Genomic DNA, 22,790 nt, shown 5'->3' with positions numbered 1-22,790 from the left:
TCAATGAGCAAACGCCAGAAATTCTTCTCTGATCATCAGTACAACCACTTCCTGAAAGAACATGACGAAGTCATCGAGTTCTTCAAGACCAATCGTTTCAAATCCGACTCCGATGAAGAGGAAGCATCCCAGCGTGCCCGATACTTCCAAAGTCTGGCTTTGGACAAATTGTTGGCAACTTACACCGCAGGAATGGACATTGAGTCTCTGGTTCCGTTACTTGAGGACCTGATCGAAAAATATGAAGTGCGCCAGCAAACCCTCGCCGACTTCGAAGGAGCGCCACAGATTTCTCCGTTGGCTATCGATGACTGGCCAGATCAGTACGAAGAAGCTGTGCAAGTAATCGGTCTGTGTATTCTGCTGCACCGTAACGACTTGCTCGTACGCTTTGTCAAAATGCTGGACAACGCAGGTTATGCCGGGGACGACACGCTATTCGAAGATCTGTTGAAGAAGGTACTGCCCAACCGTCATGACGTTGACCAGTGGTATCACGACGTATACACCCCGCTAATACAAGCAATCTACGCCGACACGCGCGAAGAGGCGTCCGCCCTGCTGAAAAAGTATTGCCAGGGCTGGTACCCCGCTTTTAAACAAGCACCGTGGCACGACACTCATTTACAAGGAGAAGACGGCAATTACGTTGGCTATTGGGCAATCGAGGCCGCCGCCATCGCGTTTTTGTATGGCATCGACGACAGCAAAGTCGACCATATGGTTTATCCAAAAGATCTGGTCGACTATGCGAGAAATCACCAAAGCCCACGAATGACACAAGTTGGCCGAATCGTTGCCGGCGATGCATGCAGCCGGACCGGCTATTGGTTCACTCCTGCTCAGGCGAACTCCCGCCGTCATTTCCAACAGGGTGAACTCATGCCGAAGATCAACGACTCCCGTTGGGGCGATACGCTTTGGTATTGGTCGGGGGAAGTTTGAGTTGAAGTCAGTCCTTCAGGACGAAGGTTCGATCAGGGAGAGCTTGAACAACCTGAGTGAACAATCTGCGAACCTGACGTTTGAGCTACCCGATAACACCCCCGTTGTACGACTCGGGCTGATCGCAACCCTCTACTTCAAGGAAGGCTACTCGCTGCAAAGCAAGCGCAATGTCATGCAATGCTTCACCCGATTCAAGGAAGAGTTCGGCCAGCATCTGAAGGGACAGTTCGACGACCGCTACAAGAAGCTGACAGATTCCGGATTCAGCAAAACCCAGGAAAAAATCCGCGAGTCAGGGCCAAACGAACAATACGAATGGCACATCAGCAGCGCCGCAACGGCGAACGAAGCTGCTGCGTACAGCCTGTCCGCACTGAACTCGTTCGAGATGCATGGCGATCAAAAACGCTCATACCTGAAGATGACATTGCCCTGGAGTTTCCTGAAAGAGCCCGATGGCGTCGCGCGCTTTGAAGAATGGCTGGTTTACTTGTGCGATCAGGTTGAAGCCGAACATGGCTACGGCGGACTCTCGAGCATACTGCCCTACGACTTCGATCGTTACATGCCCATGGAATTTCAACTGGCGCAGCAATATGTCGGTCTGGAAGTTGACTCAATGGTGCACAACTTCAAACGAGAATTGCTTGATCACATCAAAGGTGTCAACTGGTACACCATTGTAGGCACTCGATTTACCGAGCAACTGGGAGGTAAAGACGGATTACGCCACGCCTTAAGCGGACGTGGCGACGTCGAGATGCTGGATTATCAGGGCGGACTGATCATTCGCGCCGGCGCTTTACCCGAACTGGGCGCTATCCATGAACCTCTGCCCGTAACCTATGTAGCGGTGAACCGCGTTTTGAAACAGCTTCGTAATCCAAAACCCGATCAACTGCACACTTATTCACCCTACGGTAACTGCTTCGAACAAGACAGTACCGAGCGCTGGTACGCGCGATTCGACCAAGACGATGCGCATTCGAAAACTCCAGCACGAATAGAGGCCGGTCAGCCTTGTAGCGCCGCGGGTTATTGGTTCAGCCCCGCACAGGCAAACTCCCGACGTTACTTCGACTTGGGGGAAATAATGCCTCGGTTCAGTGGCTCGAATTGGGGCGATACGCTTTGGTATTGGTCGGGGGAAGCGTGAGTGGATTCAGCCGAGCAATCCGGTGCTCCTCAGCAGCTCCTGCAAGCCTTTTGGCACCAAGGGCGCCTGCTCGCTGAAGCTTGAGCTGTCATGCCAGCGCGCGGTGAAGGGCGCGCCGTCGCTTTCATGGCCATCGATCTGTGCGTGGTCGTAGACGCCCTGATCGACAAACGTCGCGTCGTATACCTGGACAATTTCGTGTCCCGGTTTGCCGTTGTAAACGAAAAGACTTTCGAGTGTGCCGAGCAGACGCATGTCCGTCATGGTCAGCCCCAACTCCTCCTGCACTTCACGCACGATGGTTTCGGCGCTCGTCTCGCCGAACTCGATACCGCCGCCGATGGGCCGAAAGCAGGTTTGCTGGCTGACCGGGTCGCGAAATTCGTTAACCAGAATTTTGCCGTTGTGATGAAAAACGCAAAGTGCGAGCGCGCGAATGCGGTGTTCGGCCATGACTGAAGTCCATTTACAGGTGTGGGGGCGCGGCATTTAAACATGCTTTGCGCGACACACCCGTGGACGTCACTGGAAAAGGCTCGCCTCAGACCGGAGAAATCGTTGCGAGCAGGCCGATCAGAATGGTCAGTGTCAGAAAGCCACCCAGAAAAATCGCCATCTTGTTCATGTTGCTCTCCTCAATGCTGAGCTTGCGGTGCACTGGGCGCTTCGGGATGAAGGACTGCCGCGAGTGCCGAACCGTGGGGCTATTTTGAGCGGATGACTGAGCTGGTAACAGAGGCAGATCCAGTGAAAAAATACGGATCAGATGCGCATCTGATCCGCATGGGCCATGGGCCGATATTCAGATCGCGGCACAAGGGTTCAATTTCGGCGTGGTTGATCTAGAGTCATTGCCGTCGCGACAACAACAAGAAAAATCCTGGAGTGAACATGACCGATCTGAACCTGCAACCCAACGTCGCTGAATCGCTAGGCAAATGGCACGAAATGATCCACACCGGCAACCTAAGTGCCCTGCCCGGTCTGCTCGACCCGCAAGCCGTGTTCCGCTCGCCGATGGCGCACACGCCATACCCGGGCGCGCCGGTAGTGTCGATGATCCTCAATACCGTGTTTGAGGTGTTTGAAGACTTCAAATACCACCGCGAACTGGCGACTGCCGATGGCTTGAATGTGATTCTGGAGTTCAGCGCCAGGGTCGGGGCGAAAGAGCTGAAAGGCATCGACATGATTCGCTTTGATGAGCACGGCAAGATTGTCGAGTTCGAGGTGATGGTTCGCCCGTTGAGTGGACTGCAGGCGTTGGGCGAAGAGATGGGTCGGCGCCTCGGCGCTTATCTGGCGTCCGCAAAAGCCCTGTAGGAGCTGCCGCAGGCCGCGATCTTTTGATCTTGATCTTTCAAAAGCAAGATCAAGATCAAAAGATCGCAGCCTCGTTTCACTCGACAGCTCCTACAAAACTATTTGCCATAAAAAAGCCCACTGACCGTCGCCGGTTCAGTGGGCTTTGTGCAACTGGCGGCTAGTTACAGCGCCATGTCACGTGCAGCGTTTTCCTTCGGAGCTTCAGCTTTTTCAGCTGCAGGTGCGGCCGGAGCAGCCACCTGACCGATCACTGGAGGCGTCGGCAGTTCGAGGATTTTGGCGGTGTAAGCCCACTCTGCAGCCACTTTGGCTGGATCGCTGTTCAGCTGAGTGCCGTAGCTTGGAACGATCTGGTGCAGCTTGGTTTGCCACTCTGGCGTTGCGACTTTGTCTTTGAAGACTTTCTGCAGCACGCTCAGCATGATCGGTGCAGCGGTCGACGCGCCTGGCGATGCGCCCAGCAGGCCGGCGATGGAGCCGTCTTGTGCAGCAACGATTTCGGTGCCCAGTTTCAGCACGCCGCCAGCGGCTTCATCACGCTTGATGATTTGCACGCGTTGGCCGGCTTGCCACAGGCGCCAGTCTTCGGCTTTGGCGTTCGGGAAGTATTCCTTCAGCGCGTTCAGACGGTCTTCATCCGACAGCATCAGTTGGCCAGCAAGGTACTCGACCAGCGGGTATTCCTTGATGCCGACCTTGGTCATAGGCCAGATGTTGTGGGTGGTGGTGCTGGTCAGCAGGTCCAGGTACGAGCCTTCTTTCAGGAACTTGGTGCTGAAGGTCGCGAATGGGCCAAACAGGATGACGCGCTTGCCGTCCAGAACACGGGTGTCCAGGTGCGGAACGGACATCGGTGGCGCGCCAACCGACGCTTTACCGTAGGCCTTGGCCAGGTGCTGTTCAGCGATGGCCGGGTTATCGGTCACCAGGAACGAGCCGCCTACCGGGAAGCCAGCGTATTCCTTGGCTTCAGGAATGCCCGATTTCTGCAGCAGGTGCAGTGCGCCGCCGCCAGCGCCGATGAAGACGAACTTGGCGTCGGTTTCGGTTTTAGTGCCGTCTTTCAGGTTTTTGTAGCTGACGCGCCAAGTGCCGTCGGCATTCTTGGTGATGTCCTGCACTTCGCTCGACAGTTTCAGATCGAAGTTAGGCTTGGTCTGCAGGTGGGCAGCGAACTGGCGGGTGATTTCGCCGAAGTTCATGTCGGTACCCAACGGGCTCCAGGTGGCCGCGATTTTCTGGTTCGGGTCACGCCCTTCCATCATCAGCGGGACCCACTTCTTGATCACAGCCGGGTCTTCGGAGTACTGCATGCCGGCGAACAGCGGGCTCGCTTGCAGGGCTTCGTAACGCTTTTTCAGGAACTTGATGTTGTCATCGCCCCACACGAAGCTCATGTGCGGAGTGGTGTTGATGAACGAGCGAGGGTTCTTCAGAACGCCTTGCTGAACCTGCCAGGCCCAGAACTGACGGGAGACCTGGAACGCTTCGTTGATCTCGACGGCTTTCGGGATCGTTACGTTGCCTTTGTCGTCTTCCGGGGTGTAGTTCAGCTCGGCGAGCGCCGAGTGACCGGTACCGGCGTTGTTCCAGCCGTTGGAGCTTTCGAGGGCGACGCCGTCGAGGCGCTCGACCATTTCCATCGACCAGCTTGGCTCCAGCTCATTGATCCACACACCGAGGGTGGTGCTCATGATGCCGCCGCCGATCAGCAGAACGTCGACTTTCTTTGCTTCGTCAGCATTGGCGGATGTCATCCCCATCGCCAAAGCCAGACCCAGCAGGGCTGTGTTCACTTTTTTAAACATCTGTTGCACCTATGATAAAACGCCTTCCGCCCGCCGCTGTTATCTGCATGCGATCCGCTTTGATGACGCTCAGGCTAGCGTCGCAGATTCCGGCACACTTCAATTTTGACGGGTGGGCACACAAGGCCGACATGCTGCATCGACCTCAGTTAATGTCCCTTCTGAACTGACTTCTTATCATTATTGGCTCAGCTACTTGAGCGACAGGGATTCCGTCGGCCCGCCCAGAGGCAAGCAAACTGAATAAGGTCAAACCAAGTTGGCGCGAAGAATATCACGTCAGGGCAAACCCGCGCGTCTGTTCCCGACTTGAGAGTCTTTTTCCGCTCAGGGACTTATCGGCCGCCAGACGCTGAACATGACCCTCCGATCAGTGCAGCGACTCAAACCCTCCAGCATTCAAGTGTAGTTGCCCAGCGATTGAGTGCTTTTGCGCAGTGCCTTACTCAGAAATTATCTGCTAAGTTGTACGACGACTGACAAATAAGTCGTCAACCCCATAACAACAAGGAAACAACCGCAATGACCAAGACTCGACTACTGATCGGTTTTCTCTGTGCCTTCAACGGTTACGCCATGGCCGCCTCGGCCCCGGCAGAAAAAGATGTCGCCCAAGCGGTCGATCATCTGACCCAGGCGATGCTGCACAAGGACATCGCCGAACTGAACGCCCTCACCGCGCCCAACCTGACCTACGGCCACTCCAGCGGCAAGATTCAGGACAAGAAAGAATTCATCGCCGATATCGAAACCGGCAAAAGCGCGTTCAAGACCCTGGAAATGCAGAACCAGACCATCACCCTGTCCGGCGATACCGCGCTGGTGCGCCACCACTTTTCCGCGCAGGCGTTGAAGGGCACTGAAGTGATACCGACCGAGATCGAGAACTTTCAGATCTGGCAGAAGCAGGACGGCAAGTGGTTGCTGGTGGGGCGGCAGGCGTTCAAGTTCTGATCGGGGTTAACCGACTCTGAATAGATGTTGACTGGGCTGCCGTCTTCGCGAGCAGGCTAGCTCCCACAAGGGAACGCATTCCAAAGGTGGGAGCGAGCCTGCTCGCGAAGACGGCAGCCCAGGCAGTACAAATCTTCCTGGTTACAACCGAAACCGATCCACCGATTGCGCCAACTGCCCCGCCAGGCTCGACAGCTCATCGGTAGTATTCGCCGTTTGCCCGATCACCCGGCTGTTGCCCTCGGACATCCCGGCAATCATTTCCACCTGATGGGCAATCTCGTTACTGGCCTGACTCTGCTCGCCAATCGTGCGGGTGATGTCGTTGACCAGTTGTGTCGTGCTCAACGTCGCCTCAAGGATTTCGCGAATAGCGCGTTCGACGTCCGCCGTCACCGCCATGCCCTTGTCGACCTGCGCTACCCCCGCCTCCATGCTGCTGACCGCCTCGCGGGTACTGTGCTGAATGCGCGCGACCATCGCGGCGATTTCCTGGGTTGAGGCACTGGTGCGTGCCGCCAGACTGCGCACTTCGTCAGCCACCACGGCAAAGCCCCGGCCCTGCTCGCCGGCGCGGGCCGCTTCAATCGCGGCATTGAGCGCCAGCAGGTTGGTCTGGTCGGCAATGCTCTTGATCACCTGAATGATGTTGAAAATGGCTTCGGATTCCTGATCCAGCGTGCGGATCACCTGTGCCGACTGTTGCGCCGAGCGCGCGATATCGTCCATGTCGCTGACCACTTGATGAATCACACCACCCCCCTCTTTCGCCAGCGTTTCGGCTTGATTGGCCATGCTCAGGGCACGTTCGGCATGGCGGGTGATTTCCTCGATGCTCGCGGTCATCTGGCTCGCGGCGGCGGCCATGGTGCCGGCGGCGACGCTTTGTTGCTGGCTGCTGTCGGCGACCTGATGGCAGCCCTGGCTGAGTTGTTCGCTCATGCCACTGACGCCATGAGCATTGCGCCGCACCACATCGATCATGTTGCGCAAATCGCGCTGCATGGTCGCCAGCGTGCGGATCAGGACACTGGCTTCGTCCTTGCCGGACGGCTCGGCGATCGGCTCACTGAGATTGCCATGGGCAATGCTTTCGGCGATGCGACTGGCGGTCTTCAACGGTCCCATGATGCTCAGAATCACCCAGCGCCCCTGAATCAACAGCAGCACAAGACTGGCGAGCAACACCACGCCAAGCGCGACGTTGGCATTGCGGATCGCCGCTTCGGTGCCTGCGCTGGTCTGCCGTGTACTGGTTTCAATCAATTCGCTGAGCGCGGCCATCTGCTCTTCGAGCTGACTGAACGCCGTGTTGAACGTGCCCAGTTCCTGTTGAGCGGCATCGGGACTGTCGAGTGCCAGCCTGACAATCCGCTCGCCGGTGTTGATGTAGGTGTCGAGGCTCGGTCTGATCTGCTCCAGTGCGGTACGCAATGTCGGGTTGATCGGCAGCTTGAGGTTCTCCTCGAGCACCTCACGAAAATGCCCCGCATGTTCGTTGATCGAATCGCGCACCTCGGCCGCCGTGCTGGTGCTTTTGCTCAGTCCCACAAGCATTGCCGAGTAGACATCGGCGCGCAGGGCGTCGTGCATCATGTCGGCTTCCATGTGGTTGCGCAGCGCGCTCATGCTGACCGCGTTGTCGCTGACCGCCGAAGCCATCCGCTGGTTGCCGACGTAACTGACCAGACTCACGATCAAGGCCGTCAGCAGACTTGTCACAATCAGCAACACTAAACGCAGTTTGATCGACACCGGTTTTTCCTCCTTGGCCACGCCCGCAAACGCCTGTCAGACCTTCAGTTAAGCCTATTTGCGCAGGTCTGCCGTGCCAGAGCGTGTCAGCAGGTGTCGGCATGAGGGCCAAATGCCGCAAAACTTTCGGATTGCGCGACAAGTCTCAATTTTCAACGCGCACGGCTAACGCCTTCATCGCCGGTTAATGCCGGCAGGCTATTGAGTCCGTCGTTCCGAACTCTCATGCAGCAAAAGGAAACGCTATGAAACGCGCATTGTGGTTGGGTTTGCTTGGCACTTTGGCCATCGGCAGCGCACAGGCGGCGACGGAAAAAGTCGCCATCAATCTGGTCAGCGCCGACGGTGCACCGCAAGCGATCGGCTCGGTCACCATCAGTGAAACCGCGTATGGCCTGCTGTTTACCCCGGATCTGAAATCCCTGCCGGCCGGCATCCATGGTTTTCACGTCCATGAAAACGGCAGTTGCGAAGCCGGTATGAAGGATGGCGTGAAAGGCGCCGCACTCGCCGCTGGCGGGCATTTCGATCCGCAGAAAACCGGCAAGCACCTCGGCCCCTACGCCGACGGCCATCTGGGCGACTTGCCGGCGGTTTACGTGACGGCGGACGGCATCGCCAACTACCCGGTATTGGCGCCGCGCCTGAAAAAGATCTCCGAGATCAAGGGGCACGCGCTGATGATCCACGCCGGTGGCGACAACCACGCCGACATGCCCAAACCGCTGGGCGGTGGCGGTGATCGCATGGCCTGCGGGGTGATCTGAGCCGTCGCAGTCTTAAAGGCCGGGCAACCCGTAATCGCGTTGCCCGCGTCTGTTTTGCAATAACGCAGACTTTCCAGCCCCACGGAACTCCCGCTCGCCGCGCCCCTCTCACATTATGTAGTCCTTCCCTTTTTGCTTCGCGCTTGTGGAGGAACACCGTCATGCGCAAGTTAGTGCTCGTTTCTTCTTTACTCCTATGCCTGCCCGTTGGTTCCGCTCTGGCCAAAGTCGATGCCGGAGATGTCGCCACCTCGGCCGGTGTCTCCGCGTCGCTGTACTCGACCTTCAAGGATCACAAAATGGTGATTCCGGCCCGTGACGACTTGTCTGCATTTGTCGCCAGTGGCGGGGCCATTCGTGGGGTTTATCTTGAGTCGGTGCTGCAACAGGTTCGCCAAGACAATCCTGGCCTGAACGCCAGTGATGAAGATCTCGCCAACGCGATTCTGGTGCATTACGAAGGCCTGAATCAGTAGCCGTCACGGATGAAGCAGCCGATGGACGGCCGCTGAAGGCGCATAGGCAAAACTGTCCGACGGCCTCTATGATGGAGGCCATGACGACTTCTGCGCCTCTGCGCTCACCCTGCCCGCCCGGCGCCTGCATTTGCGGGCGCGATCCGTTGCTGGAGACACCCGGCGCGGATTTGCGCATCCTGCGCCTGACCCGCGAAGAAGAGAAAATCCTGCTGGCGCGGCTGGAAAAACTCAAAGACCTCGCCGATCTCGAACACCTGAAACAACGCATGTATGAACAACTGGGATTGCGCGTCGAAGTCGCCCCTGGTTTCAACGAAGTGCGCACCATGCGCGGCATTGCCATTCAGATCGAAGAGTTGCCTGGCCTGTGCCGCAAGACGCGCGCGGCCATCCCCGCCGCCATTCGTCGCGGCTTGGAAAACCATCCCGAAATCGCCTTCGAACTGCTCAACGCCCACGACTTGCTGCGCGACACCTGATCACTTTTTCAGCCCGACCCGCTTGCGCATCTCGGCGGTGATGCTCTGCCGGGTTTTCTTCATCTCGGCCCATGGCGCGTCGCCGACCTCCGCCAGACGCTCATGAACGTTGCGCACGTTCCATTGATTACCGCCCTTGATCTCGGCAACTTCCTCGCGAAACAGCGGCACCGACACCGGCAGACCTTCGCGGGTGCGCGCGGCGTAAGCGCAGATGGTGGTGGCGCCCAGACCGTTGCGCAGGTAATCGATGAAGATCCGCCCGACACGATTCTTTGGCCCGGACACCGCCGAAAAGCGATCCGGCAACAGCTTGGCCATATGGCTGACGATGGCATGGCTGAAGTCCTTGACCTCATCCCAGCCGAGTTTGCGGGTCAATGGCACCACCAGATGAATGCCCTTGCCGCCACTGGTTTTCAGGAACGCTTTCAATCCCAGTTCATCAAGCACAGTCAGCGTCAGTGCCGTCGCTTCGACCATGCTTTTCCACGGCAGCGCCGGATCCGGGTCAAGGTCGAGGACGAAGCGATCAGGCTTGTCCAGATCGACAGTGGTGGCGTTCCAGGTGTGCAGTTCGACGGTGCTCATCTGCACGGCGCCGATCAGCGCCTCGGCGTTGTTGATCAGCATCACCGGTTGCCCGGTGAGATCTTTGTCCAGCGTGGTGATGCCGGGTATTGCCAAGCGTTCGGCGTTCTTCTGGAAAAACAATTCACCAGCGATGCCGTCCGGCGCGCGCACCAGTGCCACCGGGCGATCCTTGAGTTGCGGCAGGATCCATTCGGCGACGCTGGCGTAATACTCGGCCAGTTGCATTTTGGTGGTGCCACTGACCGCGTCGATCACACGATCCGGGTGGGTGATGCGCACCTTGCCGGTGCCCAGTCCGAGTTGCGACGGCGCGGTGTCGGCTTTGCTCGCCGGGGCTTTTTCCGTGGTTTTTTTCGCGGCGGTTTTCTTCTCTGCAGTCTTCACCGGTTTCGCTCGCTCCTCAGTGATGCCCTTGGCCGGTTTGTCATCGCGCAAGCCATGGAACACCGCGTGGCGCACCGAGCCGTCCTTGGTCATTTCGGCAAACGCAACCTCCGCCAGCAGCTTTGGCTTGAGCCAGTGCACGCCTTTGACCTCGAAACCGCTGGGCGGATTGACCACATCGGTTTTCTTCACCTGCAAGGGTTTGAGTTGGGCGAGGATGCTTTTCAACGTTGACTCGCTGAAGCCAGTGCCGACCTTGCCGGCGTAACGCAACTCGCCACTGTCACGATCATGCAGCCCCAGCAACAGGGCGCCGAACGCACTGCGCGAACCTTTCGGATCGGTGTAACCAACGATCACGAACTCCTGACGATGCTTGCACTTGAGCTTGATCCAGTCGCTGCTGCGCCGCGACACATACGGCGAGCCGAGACGTTTGCCGATCAGGCCTTCCATCTGCATCTGGCAGGCGCTGTTGAGCAGCGCGTCCGGCGTTTCGTCAAAGGCTTCGGAGAAGCGCAACAACGGTTGCTCATGGCTGCCAAGCACCGTGGCCAATGCGGCGCGACGTTCCTCGACCGGCACTTCACGCAGGTCGACCCCGTTGAGATACGGCAGATCAAACAGGTAGTAGAGGATGTTGCCGCTGCGCCCGGCCTCGAAAGCATTTTGCAGGGCCTGAAAGTCCGGCACGCCGTGTTCGTTGGCGACGACCATTTCACCGTCCAGCCACGCTGATTCAAGACCGAGCGAGGCCAGGGCTGCGGCCTGTTGCGGCAACTTGTGCGTCCAGTCATGACCATTGCGGGTAAACAACTGCACCTGATCATGATCAATGCGCGCCATGATCCGATAGCCGTCGAATTTGATCTCGTAACTCCACTGCCCTTCGGGCGCGCTGTCGACCAGGGTGGCCAGTTCCGGCTTGAGCTGCGTCGGCAGTCTGGCCTTGTGCGCTCCGGTGAGCTTGCCGCTCGCGGGCTTGCGGGTTTTCGCCGCAGGTTTCTTCAGCGGTTTGCTTTGCTCGGCGGCCAGTTTGGGTTTGTCGACGATCGTGCGTTCGCTCAGCACACTGTCCGGCTCGGCCAGCAGCACGTCGTAATCATCCTGCGGCCGCGCGGCATCGTCCTGATGCTTGATCAGAAACCACTGCTCTTTCTTGCCCGGCATGTGCGTGCGCACCAGGTTCCAGACACCGCCGAGCTTTTCGCCTTGCAGCTCGAACTTGAGCTTGCCCTTTTCGTAGGCCTTGTGCGGATCTTCCAGCGGAATCCACACGCCACGATCCCAGACAATCACATCTCCGGCGCCGTAATGCCCTTCGGGAATGCTGCCCTCGAACGTTGCGTAATCCAGCGGATGATCCTCGACATGCACCGCCAGCCGCTTGACCTTGGGGTCGAGTGACGGCCCCTTCGGCACCGCCCAACTCTTCAACGCACCATCGAGTTCCAGGCGAAAGTCGTAATGCAGGTGCGACGCATCGTGCTTCTGGATGCAGAACTGCAAGGCATGATCCGTGGCGGATTTGCGCCCCGAACGCTTGACGGCCGCCGGTTCCGACGTCGCCGAGAAGTCGCGCATGCGGTTGTAGTCGTCGAGATTTCTGTTCATCGCGCACCTGCCTTGCTTCAGCCCATTCGGGTCACGGTCAGCGCCACCACGGCGATGCGGTCGACCCGTTGATAGCCGGGGTTCAGCAGTTCTTCGCCGAAGACATCCGGATCGAGTTCGCGGTACGTCCAGCCGAAGCGCTTTTCATCGAGTCGCGGTAGCACGGTGTCGAGAAACGGATCGCGACCATCGACCATCGCCACACCGGTGTAGAGCAGTAGCGAGCCACCCGGCGCCAGCCTGTTCAGCGCCTGCTCGACGATGCGCAGCGACAACCCTGCCCCCAGCGTCCCGCCCCCGTGACGATAAGCGCGCTCAGCCGGATCGGCCATGTACGGCGGGTTGGCGACGATCAGATCGAACTCGCCGTCGGCCCCCTGCAACAGATCACTGGCATGCACCTCGACGTTGGCGACCTCCGCCAGTGTGGCGTTGATCGAAGTCAGGCGCAGCGCTGCGGGGTTGATGTCCAGCGCCAGCACTTGCGCCTCACGACGGGCACGGCCGATCAGAATCGCCCCGACGCCCGCCCCACAACCAATGTCCACCGCGCGATGGATGGGCGCGAAGTTCTGTTGCAAGTGGGCATGAATCAATTGGGCGAACCGATACGTGTCCGGGCCGAAAAATACCGCGTCGGCCGCGTCGGTAGGGAACGCCGAATGCACGAACAGCAAATCATCCAGACTCGACCAGCGCACGCGACTCTTCAGGTGGCCTTCGTAATTATCAATGACCTGCGCGTCCTGCAGTTGCCGCTGTTCATCGGCGGACAACAACCCCGGCGCGAATGGACGCGACCAGCCAAAAACGTCGCGCAACGAGTCGGCCATCTGGCCCTCGTCACGCTGGTTGACCCGCTGATGGGTCAACGGCGTCGGGGTGATAAACCGATAGCCGTCTGCCAACAAACGCCGGCCCAGTTGCAGCAGCACGAGGTCGTTTGGGCAGAGTTGTTCTTCCTGATTCATCGGTGATGTCCTTAAGGCAAGCGGGATTTGAGTTCGATAAAACGGCGGGTAGCGAGCAGTCCGGCCGGATGTGCGTGGCGGGCCGGAGCAAGCCAAGGGACCAGAATCGCCATCTGCGCGATTGCATCCTTACCTTGCAGCGCGGTGTTGAGCGCCTGTACGTCGGGATCCTGTTCAAGCCCTTCGATGGCCGCTGCGGTCTGACTGTGCCGTCGAGCGGGTTTGGTTTTATCCGAAGAGGTCCAGTCACCAGCAATCCAGTCGTGCACCAGTTGTTTCTCGTAGGCATTGAACACGCCAAACATCGCCGCACCATCGCCTGCAATCAGCTGCCAAAAGCGACTGGCCTGCGGGTCTTCGTGGCGTTTGATCCAGCCTTTGTTCTGCAATGCCTGCAGGAATCCGGGTAATTGCTCCGGTGCAGCCAGCCACTGATTGACGGTCTGCCCTTCGAAGCGGCAGTAATCGGAATGCATGTGCTGGGCGAACGGACACTTGCGTTCGAGCATCGCCAGCAACTCCCGCTCAAGGTCGAAACCTTCAATGATCGCGCGACTGCCCTGCCCCAAGTCGTTGAGCCGATAACCCATCGCCACCCGACGCAGAAATTCGCCGCGATCGGCCTCAAGCGGCAGCAGATCGAGCGCCGCCTGCACGGCTTTCTGCGCATGGCCGGTGCTGGCATTGTCGATGGTCACATGCAGGGTGAAATAGTACGGATCGATGCCCAGTTCGCTGAGTTCGTAGCTGCTGATCAACAGGTGCAACGGCAGTTGTTCATAACCGAGGTTGTAGCCGATCACCTCGGGCAAGTAATCCGCGCCACAAACACCGAGCGCCAGTTGTATCGCGCCTTGCAGGTAGCGTTCATCGTCGATCGCGCTGCTGTCCTGCAAGTCGTGCTCGGCGAGCAGTTTGCGGTAGATCACCACGTGGTTCTGCGCCGGATTGCCCTCGCCCAGTTCTTCCAGAAAGGTGCGTAGCAGGCCTTGGAAACGCGGATCCTGCCAGCGCGGCAACAAGCCAGACAGCCAGGCGCCGTCGACCAGTTTGGTCGGTGCCACCGCTTGCAGGAAATACAGCGCCTGCGCCTTGCCACGGAAAAATTGCCGTGGCCCGCCGGCCTTGCGCTGTTGCAGATAGTCGGCGTATTGCCGGGCGACATCGGCGCAATGCCCGGCCACCCAGGCGTGCCAGGTCGTGGGATCTTCGGGCAGGGAGTCGTTGAGTTGCGCGGCGTGTTGCAGTTGTTCCTGTAAAAAAGCCTGTGCAAGGTCTTGGGAGTTGTCATCGCGCAACAACGCGTCATAGACCTGTCGGATGTTCCCGGCGGCATTCATAAGATGCGGTTGGGCAGGCGCAGCTTGCAGATGTGTCAGGACAGTCATGGCAAAATTCTCGGTCGGTTGGCAGGACGCTGTTCCACACGCCTCTACAGCAGCAGAGAGGCAGCGCCTGCGAAAAATTCAATCGACGTGAAAATTGCCCGGACGGACGGCGAAGCAGCTCCTTGGCGGAGCTGCCGGTGACAATGATTTATTTAACGTGACTTCAGGCCGAACCTTTGGCCTGCCGTTCCAGATGCACCTGCAAATCCGGGTCGATCTGCAATGCTGCTGCCAGCTCATCCAGATATCTGCGCTCGGCGTCCTGCTGGTCATCAACCAGCATGACGCTGGCCAGGTACATTTCGGCGGCGACGGCCGGATCCCCATTGGCCGCCTGCGCCACGTCATCAGGGTCCAGCGGCTTGGCGACTTCGGCATCGAGCCATTGCTGCAACTGCGGATCGTCGGTGTGTTTGCCGATTTCGCTGCTGATCAGGTGTTTCTCGGATTCATCGATACGCCCGTCAGCCTTGGCTGCCGCGATCAACGCGCGCAGAACCGCGTGGCCGTGCTCTTCAATCTCCGGGCCGGCCAGGAGGTTAGCCGTTTGCGGCGTTTGTTGCGGGGCCGAACTGGCCTGGCTGCGTTGCCAGGCCTGATACGCCTGGAACGCCATCATTCCCAGCGAGGCCAGCGCCGCATAATTGCTGCCGCCGGAACGACTTTGCGTACCGCCCCCGCCACCCAGCGCCCCACCCAACGCGCCGCCCAGGCCACCACCGGCACCGCCGCCGAGTAAACCACCGAGCAAACCGCCTAATCCACCCAACCCGCCCACCGGCGCACCGCCGCGTGTACCGGTTGAATCCGCGCCACCGAGCAGACCACCCAGCAAGCCACCGAGGCCACCCAAACCAGCACCGGCGGAGGCTGAAGATTGTTGTCCCGCCGAGGCTTGGCCTCGCAGCAGTTGTTCAAGCAAATCGCTGGTGTTCATGACGTCATCCTCAGGCAAGGGCAGTGACCGTCTGGCAACGATAGCCCCCTGAAGCCAGAGCGCCAGCACCGTTTGGCTGACACGCAAAACCCTGGCGGATTTCGCCTGCGTATTTTTGCACCGGCCAGCTAAGATTCAAGGATGCTGAACCTTATCCCGGCCAGACCGGTCGATAGCTGCAACCCCAACCCGGTTTGCCGGCGCCCTTCTAACCGAGGGTGATACCCGGCTTGCATCACTTTCTGGAGAACGCCCCCGTGATATCGACCGTACACATCGCCAGGCTCAAAGCATGGGGCGCCCATGGCTTTACCGCGACTGGCGTGGTCACCGCTTTTCTGGCCACCCTCGCCCTGTTGGAAAACCAGCCGACCCACTGCCTGATGTGGCTGGGCGTGGCGCTGATTGTCGACGGCCTCGACGGCGCACTGGCGCGCAAGGTCAACGTGCAATCGGTGCTGCCGAGCTTCGACGGCTCGATCCTTGATCTGGTGATCGATTACCTGACATACGTGTTCATCCCGGCGCTGTTCATCTATCGCTACATTCCGTTGCCCGACTACACCCTGCTGCTGACCGTGTCGCTGATTCTGGTGTCGTCGCTGTTCTGCTTCTGCAACGTCAACATGAAGAGCAAGGACAACTACTTTGTCGGGTTTCCGGCGGCGTGGAATGTGGTCGCGCTGTGTCTGTACATCATCGGGCCCGGACCGTGGATCACTTTTCTGACGGTGATCGGCCTGGCGTTGCTGACCGTGACGCGGATGAAGTTCCTCCATCCATTCCGTGTACGGCGGTTCATGCCGATCAACATTGCGGTGACGGCGATCTGGCTGCTGTGCAGTTTGTCGCTGGTGCTCAACCACCCGGTGATCAACCCGTTGGTGATGGGCTTGTGGTTGCTGATGTCGGCGTACTTTCTGGGGATCTGCATCTGGCGCACGGCGCTGGAGTGGTTTGATCGGCCGCAGGTGAAATAGGCCCCAGAGCCAAACACACATCCAATGTAGGAGTGAGCCTGCTCGCGATAGCGGTCTGTCAGCTGAATATTTTTGACTGAAAGACCGCTATCGCGAGCAGGCTCACTCCCACAGGGATCTTCATTCAGCGTTTAGTGATTACCACCTCCAGATACTCGCTCGGCACCACCAGCGACTCCTCCCCCGCCCGATTCAAACGGTTGAGCAAATCCGCCAGATCATTTTCCAGCGCCTGCCCGCTCTCCGGCGGCAGTGCCGCGAAGGCCTTGTGCACCGGCCCGTACCAATGGCGGAAGATGTCGATGAAGTGCGCGGCCGAGCGATAGCGAAAATTGAACTCGCGCCGCGTCACACGCAGCAGAAAATCGCGGTCATCGAAATGCTTGTGCAGCCACGCATCAGAGCCCCAATTCGACGGCGGCTGAGCACCGGCAGGCGGTGGCAGATGCCGGCCGAGAATCTTGAACATCTGGCCAACGAAACCTTCCGGCGTCCAGTTGGCCAGACCGATCCGCCCGCCACGGCGACAAACCCGGCCCAGTTCAGCAGCAGCCTGGTCCTGATCCGGTGCGAACATCACGCCAAAGGTCGACAGCACGGCGTCGTAGCTCTCGTCGGCGAACGGCAGCGCTTCGGCATCGGCCACCTGAAACGTCACGTCCAGATGCTCCGCGCGGGCACGATCCTGCCCCCGTTCCAGCAGCGCCGCGACATAGTCGGTCGAGGTGACCAGGCAACCGCGCCGCGCCGCCGCCAGCGTTGCATTACCGTTGCCGGCAGCGACATCCAGCACCTCCTCGTCGCAACGCAGGTCGCAGGCTTCGGCGAGGTTTTCGCCGACGATTTGCAACGTCGTGCCAATCACGGCGTAGTCGCCACTGGCCCAGGCGACTTTCTGGCGTTCTTTCAAGGCAGTCAGATCAATCGGGGTGCTCATAAGCGTGAACTCCGCTGCGGGTGGGTCGGTGATCATTCGGCCGTCGTCGGATCGATGACCGTCATCACACGCGCCACACTGTTGGCAGGAAATCCTCCAAGCCTGGCGTGTTCACGCACCTGCTCTTCATCCGGCGCGATGTACACGCAATAGATTTTGTCTGCGGTGACATAGCTCTGCAGCCACTGCACCTGCGGGCCGAGTTCGCGCAATACATCACAGGACGTTTTCGACACGGCTTTGAGTTCTGCTTCCGACAGCTTCCCAGCCCCTGGAATCTCGCGTTCAATCACGAATTTAGGCATGGCTACCTCGCGCTCTTGTTATGGGGCAAGGCCGGCAGTGACCCTGCTCACGCACTATCGCGCCGAGACCGCGCGGCGTCCCTGCCAATCGTCTGGCAACCCGGTAAAACCGGGGGTTTGCCGATGAGCGGTGGAAATCTGTAAAGGGTCTGGAACACCTTGAGGATTGCCAAGGTTGGGGGATTGGTTTCTGATGCGTTCTCGCTTCTGGAACGGATTCGACTGATGTCACTGCAAATCGATTGGCTCGCGCATCACATGCACCACAGCGACCGTTATGCACAATGGATCCACCAGCAATTTCCCTACGAATACGTCGACCACCCGCTGGCCGAGTGGCAGCGCGAATTTGCCGAGGGCCAAGGCAATGGTGACTGGCCCTGTCTGATTGCCATGGACGGTGAGCGTCTGCTCGGCGGCGCGGCGCTGGCACGTGATGACCTCGCCCTGCGCCCCGATCTCGGACCTTGGCTGGCCTGCGTGTTCGTCAGCCTTGAAGCACGCGGGCAAGGTCTGGCGGAACGCTTGATTGAGGGGGTTTGTCAGGAAGCGAAAGACTGCGGGTTTGCGCGTCTTTACCTGCACACACAGACCAAACAGGACTACTACGCCAAACGCGGCTGGCAGGTGCTGGAGCGTTTTCGCGCCTGGGACAACGAACAATGGCTCATGGTGCGTGACCTCTGAGCCATTGGTTTTGCTGATCAGGCCGCAGGCGCCTTTGCCTCCTGCAGCAACTGCTGGATCATCTGCTCCTGCGCTTCGTAGCGACCTTCGCCGAAGTGGCTGTAACGCACCTGCCCCTTGGCGTCGATCAGGTAGTGCGCTGGCCAGTACTGATTGTCGAAGTTACGCCAGATCGCGTAGTTGTTGTCGATGGCCACCGGGTAGGTGATGCCGAGTTTTTTCACCTGATCCCTGACGTTGTCGATGATCCGCTCGTAACCGTACTCCGGGGTGTGGACGCCGATCACCACGAGCCCGTCCTTTTCGTATTTCTTCGCCCAGTCTTTGACGTACGGCAGGGTGTGCTGGCAGTTGATGCAGTCGTAGGTCCAGAAGTCCACCAGCACCACTTTGCCGCGCAGGGACTCAGCGCTCAGCTCGGGCGAGTTCAGCCATTGCACCGCGCCGGAGAGCGACGGCATCGGCCCTTTGCCCTGCTCCATCGGCGAGTCCGCGCGGACTTTGCTGATGAAGTAGTCGAGCACTTTCGGCACGTTCTCCAAGACGTTTTTTTCGACACTGGCGACGCCTTCAGAGGAGGTCTTCGCCAACAAGGTTTTATCGAAGCCGGTGGCAATCACCGCTGCCGTCGCCAGTACCGCAACCCCGGCACCACGGCGCAACCAGCCAGTGAACGGAATCGACGGTTTCAGGCGATTGACCAAACCGCGCCCGGTGAAGATCAGCGTACCCAGCGACAATGCACTGCCGACACCGTAGGCCAGCAGCAACAGGCTGGTCTGCGCATTCGCCCCTTGCAGCATGGCGCCGGTGAGGATCACGCCGAGAATCGGTCCGGCGCACGGTGCCCACAGCAGCCCCGTGGCTACGCCGAGCATGATCGAAGCCATCGGCCCGGCCTTCTTCCGGGAGTCCGGATCGAGGCGGTTGCCGAGCATCACCAAAGGTCGCGTCAACCAGTCACCGACGCGCGCCGAGATCAGCGACAGGGCGAACACACTCATCACGATCAACGCGACGTAACGCCCGCTGTTGCTGGCCTGGATCACCCATTCGCTGCTGACCACCGCCAGGCTGGAAATCAGCGCGAAGGTCAGTGCCATGCCGCCGAGGGTCAGCAGAATCGAGGTGCGGCTGCGTTGGGCACCGGCAAACAGAAACGGCACCACCGGCAGGATGCAGGGGCTGAGCACGGTCAGCAGACCGCCGAGGAATGCGATGAGGTACATAGTGAGTCCACCCTGGTTCAATGACTGTGATGAAGCATTCAGACGTTCTGGCTTTCCAGCCAATGGCTCTGCGGCGTACGGCTGGCGCCGTTTTCGGCAAACATCTGGCCTTGTGGCGTGCGGCTGGAACCGTCCGCGGCAAACATCTGCCCTTGTGGCGTGCGACTGGAGCCGTCTGCGGCAAACATCTGGCCCTGCGGCGTGCGGCTGGAACCGTCCGCGGCAATCAAGCCATCGGTGCCTTGCTTGGCCACCGGCGTCAGTTGGAAGCAGGTGCTGCTGTGACAGCTATGCTGTTCAACCGCAGCGTTGGCATGGGCGGCGACGCCGGCCAGGGAGAAAGCGATAGCGGTCAAAAAGCGCGATACGTTGTTCATGGTTGTTTCCTTCTATAAAGAGTGATGACTCAATTGTCGTTGTTGCAGCCGTCGGCGAATTTGCTGTAATCGAGCACGCGGGTCTGACCGGCCGAATCGAGGTAGGTCATGCGCGCCTCGACAATCCCGCACGTCACCGAGTTGTCCTGTTTCAGCGAGAGAACTTTCTGGATATCCAGGTGGGTGCCGTAGGTGTAGGTTTGCGCGGTGACAGCGGCTTCGGCACGGGCCGACAGCGTGCAGATGTTGAGCGCGGCAAACAGGCAGGCGGCGATTACGGATTTGTTGTTCATGGCGTTTTCCTCAAGGCTTCAGTGGGTTTGAGCCGAGGCGATCTGTGTGGGCCTCGATGGAGCCTATTTGAGGCCCGCGAGGTATCGCGTCTGTGTCAGGAAAGGCCGCGTTTCAATCGCTGTGTATCCCGCTCGGCGGGGGATACACAGCGATACAAAACCCTGAAAAAACTGCGTTTTTGCGTGTTCATGTATCCGTCGTCACGGCAGATACACTGCAATACAAAGGCAGGCAGGCGAGCCGCGCGAGGCTCGATAGACTGCATGGCATTCCCCTTTGATAGAGGTTCGAACCCGATGGAACATGTCGATCACATTCTCATCGTCGATGACGACCGCGAGATCCGTGAACTGGTGGGCAACTACCTGAAGAAAAACGGCCTGCGCACCACCGTGGTCGCCGATGGCCGGCAGATGCGCAGCTTTCTCGAAGCCAACACCGTCGACCTGATCGTGCTCGACATCATGATGCCCGGCGACGATGGCCTGCAGCTGTGCCGGGAACTGCGCGTGGGCAAACACAAGGCCACGCCGGTACTGATGCTGACCGCGCGCAACGATGAAACCGACCGCATCATCGGCCTGGAAATGGGCGCCGACGATTACCTGACCAAACCGTTCGCCGCCCGTGAGTTGCTGGCGCGGATCAACGCCGTGCTGCGCCGCACGCGGATGCTGCCGCCGAATCTGGTGGTCACCGAGGCCGGTCGCTTGCTGGCTTTCGGCCGTTGGCAGCTGGACACCTCAGCCCGCCACCTGCTCGACAAGGACGGCACCATGGTCGCCCTCAGCGGCGCCGAATACCGTTTGCTGCGGGTGTTTCTCGATCACCCGCAACGGGTGCTCAGCCGCGATCAATTGCTCAATCTCACGCAGGGTCGTGATGCTGACCTGTTCGACCGCTCGATCGATTTGCTGGTCAGCCGTTTGCGCCAGCGTCTGCTGGATGATGCGCGCGAGCCGGCCTACATCAAGACCGTGCGCAGTGAAGGTTATGTGTTCTCGCTGCCAGTCGAAATTCTCGGGGCGCCGGCATGAGCGTCAATCTGCACTGGCCACGTACCCTCGCCTCGCGCCTGTCGCTGATTTTCCTGATCGGCTTGCTGCTGGCCCAGGCATTGTCGTTCGGCGCGCAGTATTACGAGCGTTACCAGAGTGCGAAAAACACCATGCTCGGCAATCTGGAAACCGACGTGTCGACCTCGATTGCGATCCTCGATCGCTTGCCTGCCGAAGAGCGCCCGGCCTGGCTCGAGCGTCTGGCGCGAAAAAATTATGGCTACCTGTTGAGCGAAGGTGAACCGGGCACGCCGATCGAGGCCAGTGATGTGCCGGTAGCCGTCACCTCGATCACCGAAGCCATTGGTGAACGCTATCCGCTGACTTTCACTGATATCCCCGGGCCGAAGAAACACTTCCAGGGCCATCTGCGCCTGAGCGACGGCAGCCCGGTGACCATCGACGTGCGCCCCGCCATGGTGCCGTTGTCACCCTGGTTGCCGATGGTCTTGCTCGGCCAACTGGCGTTGATGATCGCCTGCACCTGGCTGGCGGTGCGCATCGCGGTGCGTCCGTTGACGCGCCTCGCCAACGCCGTGGAAACCCTCGACCCCAACGCCCACCCGATCAACCTCGACGAAAGCGGCCCGACCGAAGTGATCTACGCCGCCCGTGCATTCAACGCGATGCAGGCGCGCATCGCCGCTTACCTCAAAGAGCGTATGCAATTGCTGGCGGCGATTTCTCATGACCTGCAAACGCCGATCACGCGGATGAAACTGCGCGCCGAGCTGATGGACGATTGCGCCGAGAAAGACAAACTGTGGAATGACCTCAGCGAGATGGAGCATCTGGTGCGCGAAGGCGTGGCCTATGCGCGCAGCATCCACGGTTCGACCGAGGAAAGCCGTCGCACCAACATGGACTCCTTCCTCGAAAGCCTGGTGTTCGACTATCAGGACATGGGCAAGCAGGTGCACCTGGTCGGCAAGAGTGCGGTGGTCATCGACACCCGGCCCCATGCCTTGCGCCGGGTATTGGTGAATCTGACCGACAACGCGCTGAAATTCGCCGGCGCTGCCGAAGTCTGGGTCGAAGCCAACAAGGGCAGTCTGGCGATTACCGTCATGGATCGCGGCCCGGGCATCGCCGACGCCGAACTGGCGCAAGTGCTGCAACCGTTCTACCGCGTGGAAAACTCGCGCAATCGCGATACCGGCGGCACCGGCCTCGGCTTGGCCATCGCCCAGCAACTGGCCATGGCGCTGGGGGGTGCGCTGACCTTGAGCAACCGCGAGGGCGGCGGGTTGTGTGCGGAACTGAAACTCCCCCTGCACCCCTGAGAACAGCGAAAGTCCCTGTGGGAGCGAGCCTGCTCGCGAAGGCGTCCTGTCAGTCGATGCTCAAGTTGACTGAAAGATCG

General features: G+C 59.4%; 23 protein-coding genes and 1 pseudogene. 11 read left to right on the top strand and 13 right to left on the bottom strand.

Annotated features, from left to right (window positions below; all coding sequences use genetic code 11):
- Nucleotides 1-3: 3 nt before the first annotated feature.
- Together CCX46_RS11460 and CCX46_RS11455 are read left to right on the top strand one after the other, a co-directional pair.
- The gene (locus tag CCX46_RS11460; RefSeq protein WP_174245055.1) at nucleotides 4-945 is read left to right on the top strand and encodes a PoNe immunity protein domain-containing protein; all 942 of its coding nucleotides are present in this window, start codon (nucleotides 4-6) and stop codon (nucleotides 943-945) included.
- A 1-nt stretch (nucleotide 946) separates the two neighbouring features.
- Nucleotides 947-2,104: a DUF3396 domain-containing protein gene (locus CCX46_RS11455; protein WP_238704394.1), complete on the top strand. Its 1,158-nt coding sequence runs from the start codon at nucleotides 947-949 to the stop codon at nucleotides 2,102-2,104.
- Between the two features lie 6 nt (nucleotides 2,105-2,110).
- Here CCX46_RS11455 and CCX46_RS11450 read toward each other — a convergent pair whose 3' ends face one another.
- The gene (locus CCX46_RS11450; protein WP_127926732.1) at nucleotides 2,111-2,557 is read right to left on the bottom strand and encodes an NUDIX hydrolase; all 447 of its coding nucleotides are present in this window, start codon (nucleotides 2,555-2,557) and stop codon (nucleotides 2,111-2,113) included.
- A gap of 438 nt (nucleotides 2,558-2,995) precedes the next feature.
- Between CCX46_RS11450 and CCX46_RS11440 the strand changes: the two genes are divergently transcribed.
- Nucleotides 2,996-3,427 (top strand): nuclear transport factor 2 family protein, encoded by a 432-nt coding sequence (locus CCX46_RS11440; protein WP_127926731.1) that lies wholly within the window; start codon nucleotides 2,996-2,998, stop codon nucleotides 3,425-3,427.
- A gap of 164 nt (nucleotides 3,428-3,591) precedes the next feature.
- On the opposite strand, the gene mqo is transcribed toward CCX46_RS11440, so the two are convergent.
- Nucleotides 3,592-5,238: a malate dehydrogenase (quinone) gene (mqo, locus tag CCX46_RS11435; RefSeq protein ID WP_127926730.1), complete on the bottom strand. Its 1,647-nt coding sequence runs from the start codon at nucleotides 5,236-5,238 to the stop codon at nucleotides 3,592-3,594.
- Between the two features lie 522 nt (nucleotides 5,239-5,760).
- Between mqo and CCX46_RS11430 the strand changes: the two genes are divergently transcribed.
- Nucleotides 5,761-6,192, top strand: a complete 432-nt coding sequence (locus CCX46_RS11430) for a nuclear transport factor 2 family protein (protein ID WP_095120253.1) — start codon at nucleotides 5,761-5,763, stop codon at nucleotides 6,190-6,192.
- Nucleotides 6,193-6,333: 141 nt separating this feature from the next.
- Here CCX46_RS11430 and CCX46_RS31135 read toward each other — a convergent pair whose 3' ends face one another.
- Entirely contained in the window at nucleotides 6,334-7,059 is a 726-nt protein-coding gene (locus tag CCX46_RS31135; RefSeq protein ID WP_371043887.1) for a methyl-accepting chemotaxis protein, read from the bottom strand.
- Between the two features lie 132 nt (nucleotides 7,060-7,191).
- A pseudogene (locus tag CCX46_RS31130) lies at nucleotides 7,192-7,947 on the bottom strand (MCP four helix bundle domain-containing protein); the annotation flags it as partial.
- A 245-nt stretch (nucleotides 7,948-8,192) separates the two neighbouring features.
- On the opposite strand from CCX46_RS31130, the gene sodC reads away from it, so the two are divergent.
- The 3 genes from sodC (at nucleotide 8,193) to CCX46_RS11410 (ending at nucleotide 9,672) form a co-directional block, all read left to right on the top strand.
- Nucleotides 8,193-8,714: a superoxide dismutase family protein gene (gene sodC, locus CCX46_RS11420; protein ID WP_127926729.1), complete on the top strand. Its 522-nt coding sequence runs from the start codon at nucleotides 8,193-8,195 to the stop codon at nucleotides 8,712-8,714.
- 161 nt (nucleotides 8,715-8,875) lie between these two features.
- Nucleotides 8,876-9,190, top strand: coding sequence for a DUF2388 domain-containing protein (locus CCX46_RS11415; RefSeq protein ID WP_008082402.1), 315 nt, complete (start codon nucleotides 8,876-8,878; stop codon nucleotides 9,188-9,190).
- Nucleotides 9,191-9,270: 80 nt separating this feature from the next.
- Nucleotides 9,271-9,672 (top strand): hypothetical protein, encoded by a 402-nt coding sequence (locus tag CCX46_RS11410; RefSeq protein WP_177413854.1) that lies wholly within the window; start codon nucleotides 9,271-9,273, stop codon nucleotides 9,670-9,672.
- Here the strand turns inward: CCX46_RS11410 and ligD are convergent, their stop codons facing one another.
- The 4 genes from ligD to CCX46_RS11390 form a co-directional block, all read right to left on the bottom strand.
- Nucleotides 9,673-12,264 (bottom strand): DNA ligase D, encoded by a 2,592-nt coding sequence (ligD, locus tag CCX46_RS11405; protein ID WP_127926727.1) that lies wholly within the window; start codon nucleotides 12,262-12,264, stop codon nucleotides 9,673-9,675.
- Between the two features lie 17 nt (nucleotides 12,265-12,281).
- Nucleotides 12,282-13,235 (bottom strand): methyltransferase, encoded by a 954-nt coding sequence (locus tag CCX46_RS11400; RefSeq protein WP_127926726.1) that lies wholly within the window; start codon nucleotides 13,233-13,235, stop codon nucleotides 12,282-12,284.
- An 11-nt stretch (nucleotides 13,236-13,246) separates the two neighbouring features.
- Nucleotides 13,247-14,623 (bottom strand): iron-containing redox enzyme family protein, encoded by a 1,377-nt coding sequence (locus tag CCX46_RS11395; protein ID WP_127926725.1) that lies wholly within the window; start codon nucleotides 14,621-14,623, stop codon nucleotides 13,247-13,249.
- A gap of 163 nt (nucleotides 14,624-14,786) precedes the next feature.
- Complete coding sequence (locus CCX46_RS11390) at nucleotides 14,787-15,560, bottom strand: tellurite resistance TerB family protein (RefSeq protein ID WP_127926724.1); 774 nt, start codon at nucleotides 15,558-15,560, stop codon at nucleotides 14,787-14,789.
- Nucleotides 15,561-15,817: 257 nt separating this feature from the next.
- On the opposite strand from CCX46_RS11390, the gene pcsA reads away from it, so the two are divergent.
- The gene (gene pcsA / locus CCX46_RS11385; protein ID WP_007919592.1) at nucleotides 15,818-16,540 is read left to right on the top strand and encodes a phosphatidylcholine synthase; all 723 of its coding nucleotides are present in this window, start codon (nucleotides 15,818-15,820) and stop codon (nucleotides 16,538-16,540) included.
- Nucleotides 16,541-16,664: 124 nt separating this feature from the next.
- Here the strand turns inward: pcsA and CCX46_RS11380 are convergent, their stop codons facing one another.
- The gene (locus CCX46_RS11380; protein WP_127926723.1) at nucleotides 16,665-17,477 is read right to left on the bottom strand and encodes a class I SAM-dependent methyltransferase; all 813 of its coding nucleotides are present in this window, start codon (nucleotides 17,475-17,477) and stop codon (nucleotides 16,665-16,667) included.
- A gap of 32 nt (nucleotides 17,478-17,509) precedes the next feature.
- Nucleotides 17,510-17,782 carry a DUF4242 domain-containing protein gene (locus CCX46_RS11375; RefSeq protein ID WP_095047497.1) on the bottom strand — a complete coding sequence of 91 codons (273 nt, stop codon included), beginning with the start codon at nucleotides 17,780-17,782 and terminating at the stop codon, nucleotides 17,510-17,512.
- A gap of 225 nt (nucleotides 17,783-18,007) precedes the next feature.
- Here CCX46_RS11375 and CCX46_RS11370 point away from each other — a divergent pair, with 225 nt between their 5' ends.
- Nucleotides 18,008-18,469: a GNAT family N-acetyltransferase gene (locus tag CCX46_RS11370; RefSeq protein ID WP_127926722.1), complete on the top strand. Its 462-nt coding sequence runs from the start codon at nucleotides 18,008-18,010 to the stop codon at nucleotides 18,467-18,469.
- Nucleotides 18,470-18,486: 17 nt separating this feature from the next.
- Here CCX46_RS11370 and CCX46_RS11365 read toward each other — a convergent pair whose 3' ends face one another.
- Genes CCX46_RS11365 through CCX46_RS11355 form a run of 3 tightly spaced genes read right to left on the bottom strand, consistent with a single transcriptional unit; the run spans nucleotide 18,487 to nucleotide 20,368 of the window.
- Nucleotides 18,487-19,698, bottom strand: a complete 1,212-nt coding sequence (locus CCX46_RS11365) for a cytochrome c biogenesis protein DipZ (RefSeq protein WP_127926721.1) — start codon at nucleotides 19,696-19,698, stop codon at nucleotides 18,487-18,489.
- A gap of 38 nt (nucleotides 19,699-19,736) precedes the next feature.
- Entirely contained in the window at nucleotides 19,737-20,075 is a 339-nt protein-coding gene (locus CCX46_RS11360; protein WP_127926720.1) for a hypothetical protein, read from the bottom strand.
- A 29-nt stretch (nucleotides 20,076-20,104) separates the two neighbouring features.
- A complete protein-coding gene (locus CCX46_RS11355) occupies nucleotides 20,105-20,368 on the bottom strand; it encodes a DUF2790 domain-containing protein (protein WP_077572182.1) in 264 nt (87 codons plus the stop codon).
- Nucleotides 20,369-20,665: 297 nt separating this feature from the next.
- Here CCX46_RS11355 and CCX46_RS11350 point away from each other — a divergent pair, with 297 nt between their 5' ends.
- Nucleotides 20,666-21,406: a response regulator gene (locus CCX46_RS11350; protein WP_064392669.1), complete on the top strand. Its 741-nt coding sequence runs from the start codon at nucleotides 20,666-20,668 to the stop codon at nucleotides 21,404-21,406.
- Nucleotides 21,403-22,710, top strand: coding sequence for an ATP-binding protein (locus tag CCX46_RS11345; protein ID WP_127926719.1), 1,308 nt, complete (start codon nucleotides 21,403-21,405; stop codon nucleotides 22,708-22,710). Before CCX46_RS11350 ends, CCX46_RS11345 begins: the two co-directional genes overlap by 4 nt.
- Nucleotides 22,711-22,790: the final 80 nt, after the last annotated feature.

This window comes from Pseudomonas sp. RU47, assembly GCF_004011755.1.
In the GTDB taxonomy this organism is placed as follows: domain Bacteria; phylum Pseudomonadota; class Gammaproteobacteria; order Pseudomonadales; family Pseudomonadaceae; genus Aquipseudomonas.
This window is presented reverse-complemented; position numbering and strand designations above follow the sequence as displayed.